Here is a 15152-nt window from a genome sequence, read left to right on the forward strand (position 1 = left end):
GGCAGGAACCGTGCCGGCAAGCTCCAGCCAAGCCGGACGGGTGCATGATGTTCGTCAACGCAGTGACGTTAAGGCAGGGTGTGGGAGCTTGGCCGCGAATCGGCCTTCGGGTGCGAGCGTGCGGAAGCGGCGGAGCGGAGCGATGATGCAGGAGGAAGACCAGGGCGGCCGGTTCCCGATGGCGGCCGTCGCGGGGGCGCGGGTGACCGCCGCGATGCTCGGCCGGCCGGGCGGCCCGGCGCTCGAATGGATCGAGGCGCAGCCCGCCGGGCAGCCGCGCGGGGCGCCGCTCCTCTTCGTGCACGGGGCCTTCGGCGCGGCGTGGATCTGGCAGGAGGTCTTTCTCCCCCACCTCGCCCGGCGCGGCCGGCGCGCGGCGGCGTTTTCGCTGCGCGGCCACGGGCGCAGCCAGGGCGGCCGGACGCTCCGGTCGGCCTCCCTGACCGACTACCTCGACGACCTGCGCCTCGCGGCCGGGCAGTGGTCCGAGCCGCCGGTCGTCATCGGCCACTCGCTGGGCGCGCTCCTCGCCCAGCGCCTGATCGGGCAGGTGCCGATGCGCGGGCTGATCCTGCTCGCGCCGCTGCCGCCGGACGGGCTCACTCTCGTGGGCACCCGCATCGCCCTCACCGATCCGGGTTTCTGGGTCGAGGCCCTGGCCGGGTCGCTCCTCCCCGGGCGCGAGCCCGCGGTGGCGCTGTCGCGCCACTGGCTCTTCTCCGAGGGCCTGCCGCTCGACCGGGCGCAGCGCTACGCGGCCCGGATGTCGGCCGAGAGCCCGGTCGCGCTGGCCGAGGCGCACTGGCCGGTGCTGCCGCTCTCGGCCGCCTTCGCGGGCCTGCCAGCCTTCGTGGTCGGGGGTGCCCTCGACCGCATGATCTGGCCGGCGACGACGTGGCGCACGGCCCTCTATCACGGCGCCGCGCACCGCACGGTGCCGGACATCGCCCACTTCCTGCAGCTCGATTACGGGGCGGAGGGCGTCGCGCGCCTCGTGCTCGACTGGCTCGACGAGCACGGCCTCTGATCCCGCGGCACGAAAGCGTCATGATCACGTGAAAGGAGGAGCGCCATCCGGCGCGGGCGTCTCCGCGAGACGTTCTTGCAGCCGGCAGCGCGCTCGGGCAGAAGCGCGCCGACCACGAAGGTGCGGCAGGGGCAGTCATGAAGAAGCTTCGCGAGTTCATCTGGCCGATCATCGGCCTCGCGGCCGTCGTGGTCTCGGTCTACCTGCTCTGGCACCAGCTCGAAGGCCTCTCCTTCGCGGATCTCGAAGCGAGCCTCGCGGCGATCCCGGCCCACCGCTACGCCCTGGCGGCGCTCTCGACCCTCGTCGCCTACGCGGCGCTCGCCTGGTACGACCGCATCGCGCTGATCCACCTCGGCGTGAGGGGCATTTCCTGGCTCTTCGTCTCGCTCTGCTCCTTCACCACCTACGCGCTCTCGCACAACATCGGCGCCTCGGTCTTCTCGGGCGCGATGGTGCGCTACCGGGCCTACACGTCGAAGGGTCTCTCGGCCGCGCAGGTCGCGGTGCTGGTGGCGCTGTGCTCCTTCACCTTCGGCCTGGGCACCATGCTGCTCGGCGGCGTCGTGCTGGTGCTCCAGCCCGACCTGCTCACCCGCCTGGAAGGCAAGCTGCCGGCGCTCCTCACCAACCCGGCCACCGCCCGCATCCTCGGCGGGGCGCTGCTCGCCTTCGTGGCCCTCTACGTCGTCGGCTCGATCCTGCACCTCAAGCCGATGACCATCCGCAAGTTCAAGCTCGAATACCCGCGCCCCCAGGTGATGGTGCGCCAGCTCATCGCCGCGCCGCTCGAACTGCTGGGCGCGGCCGGTATCATCTACTTCGCGCTGCCGGAGGCCGGGAATCCGGGCTTCGTCGTGGTGCTGGCGGTCTTCCTGGCCTCGTTCTCGGCTGCGCTCGTCTCGCACGCGCCGGGCGGGCTCGGGGTGTTCGAGGTCATCTTCCTCACGGCGATGCCGGACCTGCCGAAGGTCGACGTGCTCGCCGCCCTGCTGATCTTCCGCCTGTTCTACCTCCTCATCCCGTTCGCCCTGGCGATCGTGGTGGTGCTCCTGTTCGAGCGCGGACGCCTCGCGGCGGCGATGCGCGGCCGCGCCGAGGTGCCCGCCACCGTGCCGCCGCCGCCCGTCGACGGCCCCGGCCTCAAGCCCGACCTTGAGCCCGTGAGCAAGGTGGGCTGAGCCTTGTCCGGCCGGGCGCGGCTGCGCCGGGCGCACCTCCACCTGCGCACGCTCCTCGGCCTGCCGGCCGGGGGGTTCTTCATTCCCTACCGGCACGCGGGTGCCGCGCACCCGCAGGCCTATCCGGCCCTCCGCCCGCTCTTCGCCGACGCGGCACCCGCGTGCCGGGCCGTCCTCGACGCCATCGCATCCCACGCGCCCGCCCTCGACCGCATCACGGCCGGGGAGCCGGGCCTCGTCGGACAAATCCCGCCGCGCTTCGGCCAGGACTGGTTTCCCCGCCTCGATGCGGCGGCCGCCTACGCGCTGGTGCGGCGCCACCGCCCGCGGCGCATCCTGGAGGTCGGATCGGGCCACTCGACCCGCTTCCTCGCGCAGGCCGTCGCGGATGCAGGCCTGCCGACGCGCCTCACCTGCGTCGATCCGAACCCGCGCGCGCGCCTCGACGGGCTGCCGTGCGTGCGCCACCACCCCCGTCTGTTCGGACCGGCGGACGCCGAAGCCGCGGCGGCGCTCGAACCCGGCGACATGCTGTTCGTCGATTCGAGCCACGTGGCGATGCCGGGCAGCGACGTCGACCGCCTGCTCCTCGACGTGCTGCCGCGGCTCGCCCCGGGCGTCCTCGTGCACCTGCACGACATCTTCCTGCCCGACGCCTATCCGGCCGCCTGGACGTGGCGCGGCTACAACGAGCAGGTCGCGGTCGGTGCGCTCCTCCAGGGCGGCGCCTACGCGATCCTGTTCGCGAGCCGCTACGTCGTGACGGCGACCGACTGGCTGCACGGCCACGCGGTCGCGCGGCTCCCGCTCCCGGAGGGGGCCTGGGAGACGAGCCTGTGGCTGGTCAAGAGCCCCGAGCCCGGTCGCGACCCAGTCTGACGCAAGTGACCTGCAGCGAGGGGGCGGTCGGCGGCAGCTCATGCGGCCCTGAACAACTCGCTTGCGCAGCGTAAGGCACAATGACAACTTGCCGCGATCTCCAGCATTCTGTGCCGTGAGGGGCGTTCTCGGTCGTGTCGATCCAAGGCGCCTTCTACCCGCTGGAGTTCTTCGTTGCTGCGACCCCCAGGTCCTTGCAGGCGAGCAGCCGATCTCGGGAGCGCTGGAAGACGATCGTCAGGGATGCCGCCCGGGATCGGATCCACGAGACGGATGGCCTCGGCTTCCTCGATGATCGTCCGGTCTCCCTGACGATCCACTATTTCCCCGATGCGGCCATGCAGGGCGACATCGATAATATCGTGAAGCCCATCATGGATGCTCTGATTCATGTCGCCTACATGACTGATCGAGTCGTCGAGCGCGTCCTCGCACAGAAATTCGAGCCCGAGGCGGATTGGACGATCGCCGACCCGGGTGCGCAGCTTCTGGCGGCATTGGCGACTGCAAGGCCGGTCGTCTATGTCCGCGTCGATGACGATCTCAGCTGGCGGAGGCTGTGATGACATCCACGTGGCAGGATTCCGAGGCGCGATTCCTCGACGGCTTGCGGACGCGCTATGAGGCGGACGGCTTCACTTTCACGGCCCATCCCGAGCGCGGAGATCTCCCCGATTTCCTGGGCGGCTACATGCCCGACGCGCTCGCGCGCAGGCCCGGCCAGAATATCGTGATCGAGGTCAAGGGACGGTCAGGCTTGGCGGACCCCCGCCTTCAGGAGATCCGCCGGTTGTTCGATGGGCGGCCCGACTGGCGCTTTCACCTCGCCGTCATGGGGGCCGATCCGTCGGCATCGATGGAGATCGCCAGGGTCGCGCCCGCGGCGGTGCGTGGCGCCGTCGAGGACGCTGACGCGCTCCTGGCGCAGGGGCATCGCCGTGCCGCGTTCGTCCTGGCTTGGTCGCTCCTCGAAGCGGCGTTGCGCGCGCGCAGCCGCGACAATCCGGGCGCAGCCCTCTCTCCCGGCGCCGTCGTCCAGAGCCTCGCGATGAACGGCCTCATCGAGGCGGATCGGGAGCGCAGCCTGCGCAACCTCATCGGGCTGCGGAATCGGATCGTTCACGGCGATGTCGAAGCCGATCCGGCGCCCGACGCGGTCGACCTCGTGCTGCGGTCCGTCGATCACGTGCTGGAGGCCGATGCGGTCTGACGGCACCGCTCATCGGGCCGGATCGGGAATCACCAGCTCGTCCCGCAACCGGGCGAAGAGGTCGAAGAAGGCGTCGTCGGTGGGCTGGTAGTCGAGGAAGCCGAGCCGGCGGCTCTTGCTCATGTCGGTGACCACCTCGATCGGGCGGCCGAGATCCGCGTCCGTGTGCCAGGCCGAGGCGAGGCGCCCGAGATCCGCCTCGACGAGGCCGTGCCGCCGGGCGATCTCGGCCCAGGCCGGCGCGGCGTCGGCGAGCTGCCGCTCCAGGGGCGACGGGGTGTCCGGGTAGAGGGCCGGCTCCAGGCCGAACCAGCCGGCGAGGCGCCCCCACATCCAGTTCCAGCGGAAGACGTCGCCGTCGACCACGTTGAAGGCTTGGTTGCGCGCCGCGGGCGTGGACGCGGCCCAGGCGAGGTGGCGGGCCAGCAGGCGGGCGTCGGTCATGTCGGTGAGCCCGTCCCACTGCGCGCGCGAGCCGGGAAACACGAAGGGGCGTCCGGTCTCGCGGCAGAGCGTGGCGTAGGCGGCGAGCGTCACGCCCATGTTCATGGCGTTGCCGAGTGCGTAGCCGATGATGGTGTGGGGCCGGTGCACGCTCCAGCCGTAGCCGTCGCGCTCGGCCGCGGCGAAGACCGCATCCTCCTGCGCGTAGTAGAAGTTTTCGACGTCGAGGCGCGGCTGCTCCTCGCGGAAGGGCGTGGGCGGCAGGCTGCCCTTCCCGTAGGCCTCGAAGGGACCAAGATAGTGCTTGAGCCCGGTGACCAGCGCGGCGTGCCGCAGGCTGCCGCCCGGGGAGAGCGCGTCGAGCAGGTTGCGCACCATCGCGCCGTTGACCCGGATGTTGTCCGCCTCGGTCGGCTGGCGCAGCCACGTGGTGATGAAGACGTGGCTCGGCCGCAGGTCGGACAGCGCCGTGCGCAGGCCCGCCGGATCGGTGAGGTCGGCCGCCACCGGATGCATGCCCGGCAGGGCGGTCGAGCGGCGGGCGAGGCCGTGCACCGTCCAGCCCTCCGCGACGAGGTGCCGGGCGAGGGCGTTGCCCACGATGCCGCTGACGCCGGCGACGAGCGCTGACCGTTCCATGCCTGGATCTCCCGTCCGGGGTGGGGCACTTGCCTGGGTGGGGCACTTGCCGGGGTGGTGCACTGGGCCGTCGCGACGGACCGACGGCCCGATGCCGCGGCATCCCGGGCCGGCGGCGGACGAACCCGCGGCCCCTGCGCTCGCAACGAACCGCGACCCGGATGGATCCGTGCCGGCCCCGCCGTCAGGGGTGCGGCGTGGCGCAGCGAAAGCCGATATAGACCGCGTGGAAAACCGCCTCCTTCCATTGCAGGCCGTCGCGGCGGGTCTGAGCCGCGCCGTACCACCACGAGCCGCCGGCCGTGAGGGCCTCGCCGCCGCGGCGGTCGGCGAGCCACTCCCAGACGTTGCCGCCCATGTGGTGCAGGCCGTTCACCCCGGGGCGCCCGCTGCCGACGGGTGCGTGGCGGCGCGCGCCGGTGTCGGCGATGTGCAGGCCCTCGGGCGTGTCGCCGACCGGGTAGGGATAGGTGCGGCCGCGCGTGAACCCGTCCGCCGGGGCGGGCCGCGCCTCCGTGTAGGCGGCGGCGCGCCATTCATCGGCGGTCGGCAGGCGCCCGCCCGCGGCCTCGCAATAGGCGCGCGCCTCCGCCCAGGTGACGTGGACGGCTGGCTCGTCGGGCGCGGCCGGCGCCCCGTAGGGCGCGCGGACGTGCCAGCCCGGGCGGCGCTGCCAGCCCCCGGCGTACTCGTGCCCGCAGCCGTCGCGCTCCGCCGCGGTGCGCAGTCCGGCGCGCTCCGCGAAGGCCGTGAAGGCGCCCAGCGTCACCTCCGTGCGGTCGAGCACGACCGGATGCCCGCCGGCGCCGGCGGGACTGGCGGCCGGCAGGCACGCCAGGGCGACGGCCAGCGCCAGGGGGCTCCCGCGCATCAGCTCTGCCGCTGGCGCACGGCCGCCTGCGAGCGGCGGATCACGCCCTGATACATCGCCTGCTTGTCGGGGTAGTAGGGCAGGCGCGCGGCCGCCGCGAAGCCCGGCAGACCCTCGACGTGACGCAGCATCCGGGCGCGCATGTCGGCGTCGGGGAGCGGTCCCCGCAGGGCGCCGATGTTCTCGGCCGCGTGGTCGGGATTCGCCGTGGCGCACAGCACCGTCGTCACCGCCGGGTGCCCCATCACCCATTTGAGGAAGAACTGCGACCAGTTCTGCGCGCCGATCTCGCGGGCGAAATCCGGCAGCGGCGCCTCGCCCACGGCCTTGTGCAGGCGGCCCTTGTCGAGGGGCATGTTGATGAGCACGCCCATGCCCCGCTCGGCCGCCGCCTTCAGGATGCGCGTCTCGGCGCTGCGGTTGAGCATCGAGTAGTTGACCTGCACGACATCGACGCCGCCGCGCTCGACCCAGCCGGCCAGCACGTCGTGGTACTCGTTCTGGTGGTGCGTCACGCCGACCAGGCGGGTGCGTCCCTCCTTCTTCCAGGCCTGCAGGATCGGCACCACCACCTCGACGTTCACGAGGCTGTGGCATTGCAGGAGGTCGAAGCGCTCGCGCCACAGCCGCGTCTGCGACTGCTCGAAGCTGCGCAGGGCGTGGCTCTCGTCGGCCAGGTACTCGCCGGTGGACCAGATCTTGTTGGCGAGGAAGACCTGATCGGTCTGGCGCCGGGCGCTGAGGAAGTCGCCGATGCTGACCTCCCCGGTGCCGTAGAGCGGCGAGGTGTCGACCACGCGCACGCCCGCATCGAGATAGGTATCGGCCACCGCGCGCAGGTGGTCGCGGTTCTTCCCCGGGAGAAGATCGAAGGTCAGGTAGGTGCCGAGGCCGAGCAGGGGCAGCGCCTCGCCGGTGCGCCCGATGGTGCGGGTGTTGACCGGCGCGGCGGTCGTCGTGGCGGGGGCCTGGGCCCGTGCGGCGCCGGTGCCCGCCAGCGCCGCGGCGGAGAGGCCGACGGCCGCCGCCATCACGTCGCGCCGGCTCGCCGGCAGGGGGGATTCGGGAGCGGGCATCGTGCTCTGGTTCATCGGGTCCTGGCTCATGGGGCGCCTCCGGTCGTTTGGGATGAACGCCAAATAAGGCCGGTCGCGCGGACGAGCGCGCCCGTTCCTGACCCGGCTGCGCCGATCCTGACCCTTTCGTGCCCGGCATTTGACCGGATGGGCACCCGCTGACATCCTGGCTCGACAGGAATCCGCGTTCATGAGCCTCGCCGACCGCGACCGCCTCTATCCCGGCCGCGTCACGCCGCCGCCCGACGACTGGCGCAGCTTCGCCTGGGACGGGGGCGTGTTCCAGGCGGCGTCGCGGCCCTACACCGCGGTGGTGGAGGGCACGATCCTGTCCGCCGCGCCGATCCTGATGACGACGCTGCGCGGCGGCGCCGAGCGGCACGAGATGAGCACCGCGGACGGGCGGCGCTACGACGGGCCCGACCGGCCGGGCGCGGTCTCCTTCCTGCCGGCCGGCTGCGCGCGGCGGCTGCGCGTGCGCGGAGTGGCGTGGCACTGGGCCTCGCTGACGCTGGCGCCCGGATCGGTCGCGGCCCTGCCCTCCTTCTGCTGCGTCGAGGATCCGGTGCTGCACGGCGTCCTGGCGGAACTCGACCGGCTGCACCGCCGGGACGGCGCCCTCGACGGGACCTATTGCGACACGGTCTCGGCCATGCTCGGGGCCTATCTCGACCGCCGGTTCGGCGCCGCGGGCGCCCCGCCCGAACGCCCGCTCCGGCTCACCGCGCGGCAGATGCGCCGCATCGGCGAGTACGTGGAGGAGCACCTGGGCGGACCGATCCGGATCGGCGCGCTCGCGGCGCTGGCGGGCCTGTCCGAGGGCTATTTCCACCGCGCCTTCCGGGCCACCACCGGGGAGACGCCGCTTGCCTACGTGACCCGGCGCCGGGTGGCGCGCGCGATCGACCTGCTGCGCGCGGGCGACCGGCCGATCGCCGCGATCGCGCTCGATGTCGGCTTCGCGAGCCCGACCGCCTTCGCCCGCAGCTTCCGGTCAATCGTCGGCGCGGCCCCCTCCGCCTACCGGCGGCGCCTCGATCTGTCGTAGCGGCCGTTTCGCCCGGTCGCTGCGGTCACACCACGCCCTCGGGCGCCAGCGCGCAGGCCGGCCCTCCCGCCAGCTCCACCTGCAGCGTCACGTGGGCGATGCCGAACCGCGCGCGCAGCACCTGCGCGCACTCGCCGAGGAAGGGATTGCCGGGATGCCCGGCCGGCATCACCAGATGGGCCGTGAGCGCGGTCTCGGTGGTGCTCATCGCCCAGACGTGCAGGTCGTGCACCTCCGCGACGCCGGGCCGCTCGGCGAGGCAGCGCCGCACGGCCTCCGGGTCGATCCCGGGCGGGACCGCGGCGAGGGACAGGATCACGCTGTCGCGCAGGAGACCCCAGGTTCCCGCCACGATCACCACCACGATCACGAGGCTCACCAGCGGGTCGATCCAGGTCCACCCCGTCGCCAGGATCGCGAGGCCCGCGAGCACCACGCCCGCCGAGACCGCCGCATCCGCCAGCATGTGCAGGTAGGCGCCGCGGATGTTGAGGTCGCTCTCGCGCCCGGAGGCGAACAGCCAAGCGGTGACCCCGTTGATGGCGATGCCGATGAGCGCGACGACGATGACCGTGCGGCCCGCCACGGGCGGCGGCGCGTGCAGGCGCCCGATCGCCTCCCAGGCGATCGCCCCGGTCGCCACCAGCAGGAAGACCGCGTTGAACAGGGCGGCCAGGATCGAGCTGCCGCGCAGCCCGTAGGTGAAGCGCGGGCTCGGCGGACGCCGCCCGAGCGTCGCGGCCGCCCAGGCGACCACGAGGCCGAGCACGTCCGAGAGGTTGTGCCCGGCATCCGCCAGCAGCGCCACCGAGTCGCTCAGGACGCCGAAGATCGCCTCCACCAGCACGAAGCCGGCATTGAGCGCGATGCCGACCGCGAAGGCCCTGCCGAAACGGGCGGGAGCATGCCCGTGGCCGAGGCCATGATGGGCATGGTCGTGGTGGGCCTGGTCGTGATCGTGCGCCATGCCCTGCGTGATAGGGCGGGCGGGTCCGCTTGGCGAGGCGAGGGCGTCGCCCCGCCTCGACACGGGGGTGTGGCGTGACTAAGACAGCGCTCACGTGCCCTTGCGGCCCGCTCCGCCGCCGGCCCCCAGCATTCCTCGCAAGAGTCTACATCCGATGAGTGGCGTCAACGAGATCCGGTCGACCTTCCTGGACTACTTCGCCAAGCACGGACACGAGGTGGTGCCGTCGTCGCCGCTGGTGCCGCGCAACGACCCCACCCTGATGTTCACCAACGCCGGGATGGTGCAGTTCAAGAACGTCTTCACCGGCGTCGAGAAGCGGCCCTACCAGCGCGCCACCACGGCGCAGAAATGCGTGCGGGCGGGCGGCAAGCACAACGACCTCGACAACGTCGGGTACACGGCGCGCCACCACACGTTCTTCGAGATGCTGGGCAACTTTTCGTTCGGCGACTACTTCAAGCCGCTGGCGATCGAACTGGCCTGGAACCTCGTCACGAAGGAGCTCGGTCTCTCGCCGGAGCGCCTGCTGGTCACCGTCTACGCGGAGGACGAGGACGCGGCGGAGCTCTGGCGCAAGATCGCGGGTTTCTCGGACGAGCGCATCATCCGCATCGGCACCTCCGACAACTTCTGGCAGATGGGGGACACCGGCCCCTGCGGCCCCTGCTCGGAGATCTTCATCGACCAGGGGCCCGAGCTGCAGGGCGGCCCGCCCGGCAGCCCGGACGAGGACGGCGACCGCTTCCTCGAATTCTGGAACCTCGTCTTCATGCAGTACGAGCAGATCGAGCCGGGCAACCGGGTCGGTCTGCCGCGGCCCTCGATCGACACCGGCATGGGCCTGGAGCGCATGGCGGCGATCCTCCAGGGGGTGAAGAGCAACTACGACACCGACCTCTTCCGCAGCCTGATCGACGCGGTGGCGCATCAGGTCGGGCGCCCGCCGGAGGGTAAGCAGACCGCCTCCTACCGGGTGATCGCCGACCACCTGCGCGCCTCATCCTTCCTCGTCGCCGATGGCGTGCTGCCGGGCAACGAGGGCCGCGGCTACGTGCTGCGCCGGATCATGCGCCGCGCGATGCGGCACGCGCAGCTCCTCGGCTCGCGCGACCCGATGATGTACCGCCTCGTGCCGACCCTCGTGCGCGAGATGGGGCAGGCCTACCCGGAGTTGAGCCGGGCCGAGGCGCTGATCACCGAGACGCTGCGGCTGGAAGAGACCCGCTTCCGCCGCACGCTGGAGCGCGGCCTGTCGATCCTCGACGCGGAGACCCGCGACCTGTCGGCCGGGCAGAACCTCTCGGGCGAGACCGCCTTCACGCTCTACGACACCTACGGCTTCCCCCTCGACCTGACGCAGGACGCGCTCAAGTCCCGCGGCATCGGCGTGGACACCGATGCGTTCAAGAGCGCGATGGAGCGCCAGCGCGCGGCGGCGCGCGCGGCGTGGTCGGGCTCGGGCGAGGCCGCCACCGAGACGCTGTGGTTCGCCCTGCGCGAGCGCGTCGGCGCCACCGAGTTCCTGGGCTACGAGACCGAGACCGCGGAGGGCGTGGTGACCGCGCTGGTGCGCGGCGGCGCCGAGGTCGAGGCCATCGCGGCGGGCGAGGACGGACTGCTCGTGGTGAGCCAGACGCCGTTCTACGGCGAATCGGGCGGTCAGGTCGGCGACACCGGCAGCGTGACCGGGCCGGGCCTGCGCGCGCGGGTGACGGCCACGGAGAAGAAGCTCGGCGACCTCTTCGTCCACCACGTCACGGTCGAGGAGGGCACGCTCGCGGCCGGTCAAGCGGTGGAGCTGAAGGTCGATCACGCCCGCCGCGGCGCGATCCGGGCCAACCACTCGGCCACGCACCTGCTCCACGAGGCCCTGCGGCAGGTGCTGGGCGACCACGTCGCCCAGAAGGGCTCGCTGGTCTCGCCCGACCGCCTGCGCTTCGACTTCAGCCATCCGAAGCCGATGAACGACGAGGAGGTCGCGGCGGTGGAAGAAATCGCCAACCGCGTCCTGCTCCAGAACGGCCCGGTCGTCACCAAGCTGATGGCGGTGGACGACGCCATCGCCAGCGGCGCGCGGGCGCTGTTCGGCGAAAAATACGGCGACGAGGTGCGCGTCGTCTCGATGGGGGCGGACGAGGGCGAGGACGGGCGCCCGCGCGTCTTCTCGGTGGAACTCTGCGGCGGCACCCATGTCGGGCGCACGGGCGACATCGGGGTCGTGACGGTGCTGGGCGAGGGGGCGGTGGCATCGGGCGTGCGCCGCATCGAGGCCATGACCGGGGACGCGGCGCGCCGCCACCTCGCCGAGGAGAGCCGCCGGCTCGCCGCGGTGGCCGGCCTGCTCAAGGTGCCGCCGGCGGAGGCGCCCGAGCGCCTCGCCGCGCTGATCGAGGATCGCCGCCGGCTGGAGCGGGAGCTGGCCGAGGCCCGCCGCAAGCTCGCGATGGGCGGGGGCGGAGCGGGCGAGGATCCGGTGCGCGAGGTCGGCGGCATCAAGCTGATGGCACGCGCCGTGCAGGGGGTCGAGATGCGCGACCTCAAGAGCCTCGCGGACGAGGGCAAGAAGCGCTTAGGCTCCGGCGTCGTCGCGATCGTCGGCGTGGCGCCCGACGGCAAGGCCGGCCTCGTCGTGGGCGTGACCGACGACCTGACCGAGCGCTTCGACGCCGTGGCCCTCGTGCGGGCCGGCTCGGAGCGCCTGGGCGGCAAGGGCGGGGGCGGGCGGCGCGACATGGCGCAGGCGGGCGGTCCCGACGGGGCCGGCGCCGAGGCGGCGCTCGACGCGATCCAGGCGGCGCTCGCCGCCGCCTGAGCGGTCGTGTCGGTCGCCCGGCGCGTCGGCGCAGGATGGAGCGTGCGCCCCTGGTGGCATCATGGTCGACGCGAGGCGATGCCCTCTCGTCGCTCTCGAACCCGTATTCGGGTGATAGGTCCAATCGAGCGCAAGTCGAACGCTCGGGACCATCGCGATCCGGGAGGATGTTCGAGGGCGGACTTGGTGATGCCACGATCGTCGGCCAGCAGCCGCGTGGCCGGCGGGGCTTCGACACGGAAGGATGGCGCGCATGCAGGTGGTGGATCAGGCGATCCCGGACGTGAAGCTGGTGATCCCGAACCGCTTCGGCGATGACCGCGGCTGGTTCTCCGAGACCTTCCGGGCCGATATTCTGGCCGACCACGGCATCAGCGACGCCTTCGTGCAGGACAACCAGTCCTTCTCCGCTCAACCCGGCACGGTGCGCGGCATCCACTTCCAGACCCATCCCCACGCCCAGGCCAAGCTGGTGCGCGTCCTCGCGGGCGCCATCCTGGACGTCGCCGTCGACCTGCGCCGCGCCTCCCCGACCTACGGACGCCACGTCGCCGCCCGGCTCGACGCCGAGGCCGGCCACCAGCTCTTCATCCCGGTCGGCTTCGGCCACGCCTTCTGCACCCTCGAACCCGACACGATGGTCGCCTACAAGGTCGCGGGCGGCTATTACAGCCGCGCGCACGACGGTGCCGTGCTCTGGAACGACCCCGATCTCGGCATCGACTGGCCGGTCTCGACCGACCAGGCGGTCCTGTCCGACAAGGACGCCCGGGCGCCCCGCTTCGCCGACCTGCCGCCGCTTTTCTGACGCTCCCCGGAGACCCTCATGCGCATCCTCGTCACGGGCGGCTGCGGCTTCATCGGCTCGGCCCTGGTGCTCCACCTCGTCCAGGATCTCGGCCACGAGGTGCTGACCCTCGACGCGCTCACCTACGCGGCCAACCCCTACTCGCTCGCGCCGCTCAAGGGCGATGCGCGCCACCGCTTGGCTGAGGCCGACATCTGTGACGCGGAGCGGGTGGGCGCGCTCTTCGAGGAGTTCCGGCCGCAGGCGGTGATGCATCTCGCCGCCGAGAGCCACGTCGACCGCTCGATCACCGGACCGGCGGCCTTCATCCGCACCAACGTGGTCGGCACCCAGGTGATGCTGGAGGCCGCCCGCGCCCACTACACCGGTCTCGACGGGCCGGAGAAGGAGCGGTTCCGCTTCCTGCACGTCTCCACCGACGAGGTCTACGGCTCGCTGCCGCCGGGCGGCTTCTTCACCGAGGAGAGCCGCTACGATCCGCGCTCGCCCTACTCCGCCTCGAAGGCCGCCTCCGACCACCTCGCCCGGGCCTGGCACGAGACCTACGGGCTGCCGGTGCTGGTGACGAACTGCTCGAACAATTACGGGCCGCGCCACTTCCCGGAAAAGCTGATCCCGCTGATGATCCTCAACGCGCTGGAGGGCCGCAGCCTGCCGGTCTACGGCGATGGCCAGAACGAGCGCGACTGGATCCACGTCGAGGACCACGCCCGCGGCCTCGTCGCCGTGCTGGAGCGGGGCCGCGTCGGCGAGACCTACCTGCTCGGCGGGCGCGCGGTGCGCAACAACCTCGACGTGGTCAAGACCCTGTGCGCGATCGTCGACCGGCTGCGGCCGGAGGCCGGCCCGCACGAGCGGCTGATCACCTTCGTGACCGACCGTCCCGGCCACGACCGGCGCTACGCCATCGACCCGGGCAAGGCCGAGGCCGAACTCGGCTGGCGGCCGACGCGCAGCTTCGAGCAGGCGCTGGAGGACACGGTGCGCTGGTACCTCGACCATGCCGATTGGTGGCAGCCGATCCGCGAAGGGCGCTACGCGGGCGAGCGCCTCGGGCTGACCGGTTGAGCGCCGTGAGCCGCCACATCCTCATCCTCGGCGGCGCCGGTCAGGTCGGCACCGAACTGCGCGACCACGCCTGGCCCGCCGACGTGACGCTGCACGCACCCGCCCGCGCGGCGCTCGACATCACCGACGAGGCGGCGGTCGGCGCGGCGATCGCGGAGCGTCCCTACGCGGCCATCATCAACGCCGCCGCCTACACGGCGGTGGACAAGGCCGAGAGCGAGGTCGGCGCGGCGTGGCGCCTCAACGCGCTCGCGCCCGCCTACCTCGCCGCCGCCACCGCGAGGGCGGGCCTCCCGCTGGTGCAGGTCTCGACCGACTACGTGTTCGACGGGACCGGCACGGGGGCCTACGCCCCCGACGCGCCGGTGCGGCCGCGCAGCGTCTACGGCGCCAGCAAGGCGGCCGGCGAGATGGCGGTGCGCACCGCCAACCCGCGCCACGCCATCGTGCGCACGGCCTGGGTGGTGAGCCCGCACCGGGGCAACTTCGTCAAGACAATGCTGCGGCTGGCGGGCGAGCGCGAGAAGCTGACGGTGGTGGACGACCAGCGCGGCTGCCCGACCTCGGCCGCCGACCTCGCGGCGGCGCTCGCCGCGATCGCGCTGCGGCTCGCCGACGACCCGGCGGCGCCGAGCGGCACCTACCATTGCGTGAATGCGGGCGCGACGACGTGGTGCGGCTTCGCCCGCGCCATCATGGCGGGGGCCGAGAGCCGCGGCGCGCGCGGCGTGCCGGTGGAGCCGATCCCGACCTCGGCCTATCCCACGCCGGCCGTGCGCCCGGCCAATTCCGAACTGTCGACCGAGACGCTGGCGCGCGACTTCGGTGTCACGCCGCGGCCCTGGCCGGCGGCGCTCGACGACATCCTCGACCGCCTGATCGGTCCGGCGCACCGGGCCTGAGGAGANCCCCACGCCGGCCGCGCGCCCGGCCAATTCCGAACTGTCGACCGAGACGCTGGCGCGCGACTTCGGTGTCACGCCGCGGCCCTGGCCGGCGGCGCTCGACGACATCCTCGACCGCCTGATCGGTCCGGCGCACCGGGCCTGAGGAGACCATGATGAAGGGGATCGTGCTGGCCGGGGGCTCCGGCACCCGGCTCCACCCGGCAACCCTGTC

General features: G+C 72.5%; 15 protein-coding genes. 11 read left to right on the forward strand and 4 right to left on the reverse strand.

Annotation, left to right across the window (positions count from 1 at the left end):
- The first annotated feature begins 142 nt into the window (after nt 1-142).
- The 5 genes from ACKUB9_RS09750 to ACKUB9_RS09770 all read left to right on the forward strand — a co-directional run bounded on the left by ACKUB9_RS09750 (nt 143) and on the right by ACKUB9_RS09770 (nt 4297).
- Complete coding sequence (locus tag ACKUB9_RS09750; RefSeq protein ID WP_407521200.1) at nt 143-1027, forward strand: alpha/beta fold hydrolase; 885 nt, start codon at nt 143-145, stop codon at nt 1025-1027.
- Between the two features lie 137 nt (nt 1028-1164).
- Complete coding sequence (locus tag ACKUB9_RS09755) at nt 1165-2208, forward strand: lysylphosphatidylglycerol synthase domain-containing protein (RefSeq protein WP_407521202.1); 1044 nt, start codon at nt 1165-1167, stop codon at nt 2206-2208.
- A gap of 3 nt (nt 2209-2211) precedes the next feature.
- A complete protein-coding gene (locus ACKUB9_RS09760) occupies nt 2212-3087 on the forward strand; it encodes a class I SAM-dependent methyltransferase (RefSeq protein WP_407521204.1) in 876 nt (291 codons plus the stop codon).
- 134 nt (nt 3088-3221) lie between these two features.
- A complete protein-coding gene (locus ACKUB9_RS09765) occupies nt 3222-3650 on the forward strand; it encodes a RusA family crossover junction endodeoxyribonuclease (protein WP_407521206.1) in 429 nt (142 codons plus the stop codon).
- Nucleotides 3650-4297, forward strand: a complete 648-nt coding sequence (locus tag ACKUB9_RS09770) for a HepT-like ribonuclease domain-containing protein (RefSeq protein WP_407521208.1) — start codon at nt 3650-3652, stop codon at nt 4295-4297. The genes ACKUB9_RS09765 and ACKUB9_RS09770 overlap by 1 nt, the downstream gene beginning before the upstream one ends.
- Before the next feature lie 9 nt (nt 4298-4306).
- Here the strand turns inward: ACKUB9_RS09770 and ACKUB9_RS09775 are convergent, their stop codons facing one another.
- From ACKUB9_RS09775 to ACKUB9_RS09785, 3 genes are all read right to left on the reverse strand, one after another.
- Entirely contained in the window at nt 4307-5380 is a 1074-nt protein-coding gene (locus tag ACKUB9_RS09775) for an SDR family oxidoreductase (protein ID WP_407521211.1), read from the reverse strand.
- Nucleotides 5381-5564: 184 nt separating this feature from the next.
- The gene (locus ACKUB9_RS09780) at nt 5565-6251 is read right to left on the reverse strand and encodes a formylglycine-generating enzyme family protein (RefSeq protein WP_407521213.1); all 687 of its coding nucleotides are present in this window, start codon (nt 6249-6251) and stop codon (nt 5565-5567) included.
- Complete coding sequence (locus ACKUB9_RS09785) at nt 6251-7357, reverse strand: aldo/keto reductase (protein WP_407521214.1); 1107 nt, start codon at nt 7355-7357, stop codon at nt 6251-6253. The genes ACKUB9_RS09780 and ACKUB9_RS09785 overlap by 1 nt, the downstream gene beginning before the upstream one ends.
- A gap of 160 nt (nt 7358-7517) precedes the next feature.
- Between ACKUB9_RS09785 and ACKUB9_RS09790 the strand changes: the two genes are divergently transcribed.
- Nucleotides 7518-8375 (forward strand): helix-turn-helix domain-containing protein, encoded by an 858-nt coding sequence (locus ACKUB9_RS09790; protein ID WP_407521216.1) that lies wholly within the window; start codon nt 7518-7520, stop codon nt 8373-8375.
- A gap of 25 nt (nt 8376-8400) precedes the next feature.
- Here ACKUB9_RS09790 and ACKUB9_RS09795 read toward each other — a convergent pair whose 3' ends face one another.
- Complete coding sequence (locus tag ACKUB9_RS09795) at nt 8401-9342, reverse strand: cation diffusion facilitator family transporter (RefSeq protein ID WP_407521218.1); 942 nt, start codon at nt 9340-9342, stop codon at nt 8401-8403.
- A 154-nt stretch (nt 9343-9496) separates the two neighbouring features.
- Here ACKUB9_RS09795 and alaS point away from each other — a divergent pair, with 154 nt between their 5' ends.
- The 5 genes from alaS (at nt 9497) to ACKUB9_RS09820 (ending at nt 15083) form a co-directional block, all read left to right on the forward strand.
- Complete coding sequence (alaS, locus tag ACKUB9_RS09800) at nt 9497-12157, forward strand: alanine--tRNA ligase (protein WP_407521220.1); 2661 nt, start codon at nt 9497-9499, stop codon at nt 12155-12157.
- 253 nt (nt 12158-12410) lie between these two features.
- Nucleotides 12411-12965 carry a dTDP-4-dehydrorhamnose 3,5-epimerase gene (rfbC, locus tag ACKUB9_RS09805; protein ID WP_407521222.1) on the forward strand — a complete coding sequence of 185 codons (555 nt, stop codon included), beginning with the start codon at nt 12411-12413 and terminating at the stop codon, nt 12963-12965.
- Nucleotides 12966-12983: 18 nt separating this feature from the next.
- Nucleotides 12984-14033: a dTDP-glucose 4,6-dehydratase gene (gene rfbB / locus ACKUB9_RS09810; RefSeq protein ID WP_410823073.1), complete on the forward strand. Its 1050-nt coding sequence runs from the start codon at nt 12984-12986 to the stop codon at nt 14031-14033.
- A gap of 5 nt (nt 14034-14038) precedes the next feature.
- Complete coding sequence (rfbD, locus tag ACKUB9_RS09815) at nt 14039-14935, forward strand: dTDP-4-dehydrorhamnose reductase (protein ID WP_410825806.1); 897 nt, start codon at nt 14039-14041, stop codon at nt 14933-14935.
- Nucleotides 14936-14990: 55 nt separating this feature from the next.
- Nucleotides 14991-15083, forward strand: a complete 93-nt coding sequence (locus tag ACKUB9_RS09820; RefSeq protein ID WP_432760189.1) for a hypothetical protein — start codon at nt 14991-14993, stop codon at nt 15081-15083.
- The last annotated feature ends 69 nt before the right edge of the window (nt 15084-15152 follow it).

The sequence above is a fragment of the Methylobacterium oryzisoli genome, assembly GCF_046557895.1.
Classification (GTDB): domain Bacteria; phylum Pseudomonadota; class Alphaproteobacteria; order Rhizobiales; family Beijerinckiaceae; genus Methylobacterium; species Methylobacterium oryzisoli.

What these genes read in the sequence shown, in the direction of transcription:
- ACKUB9_RS09750 (WP_407521200.1), top strand. Translation starts at nt 143, where the DNA reads ATGATGCAGGAGGAAGACCAGGGCGGCCGGTTCCCGATGGCGGCCGTC.
- ACKUB9_RS09755 (WP_407521202.1), top strand. Translation starts at nt 1,165, where the DNA reads ATGAAGAAGCTTCGCGAGTTCATCTGGCCGATCATCGGCCTCGCGGCC.
- ACKUB9_RS09770 (WP_407521208.1), top strand. Translation starts at nt 3,650, where the DNA reads ATGACATCCACGTGGCAGGATTCCGAGGCGCGATTCCTCGACGGCTTG.
- ACKUB9_RS09775 (WP_407521211.1), bottom strand. Translation starts at nt 5,380, where the DNA reads ATGGAACGGTCAGCGCTCGTCGCCGGCGTCAGCGGCATCGTGGGCAAC.
- ACKUB9_RS09780 (WP_407521213.1), bottom strand. Translation starts at nt 6,251, where the DNA reads ATGCGCGGGAGCCCCCTGGCGCTGGCCGTCGCCCTGGCGTGCCTGCCG.
- ACKUB9_RS09785 (WP_407521214.1), bottom strand. Translation starts at nt 7,357, where the DNA reads ATGAGCCAGGACCCGATGAACCAGAGCACGATGCCCGCTCCCGAATCC.
- ACKUB9_RS09790 (WP_407521216.1), top strand. Translation starts at nt 7,518, where the DNA reads ATGAGCCTCGCCGACCGCGACCGCCTCTATCCCGGCCGCGTCACGCCG.
- ACKUB9_RS09795 (WP_407521218.1), bottom strand. Translation starts at nt 9,342, where the DNA reads ATGGCGCACGATCACGACCAGGCCCACCACGACCATGCCCATCATGGC.
- alaS (WP_407521220.1), top strand. Translation starts at nt 9,497, where the DNA reads ATGAGTGGCGTCAACGAGATCCGGTCGACCTTCCTGGACTACTTCGCC.
- rfbC (WP_407521222.1), top strand. Translation starts at nt 12,411, where the DNA reads ATGCAGGTGGTGGATCAGGCGATCCCGGACGTGAAGCTGGTGATCCCG.
- rfbB (WP_410823073.1), top strand. Translation starts at nt 12,984, where the DNA reads ATGCGCATCCTCGTCACGGGCGGCTGCGGCTTCATCGGCTCGGCCCTG.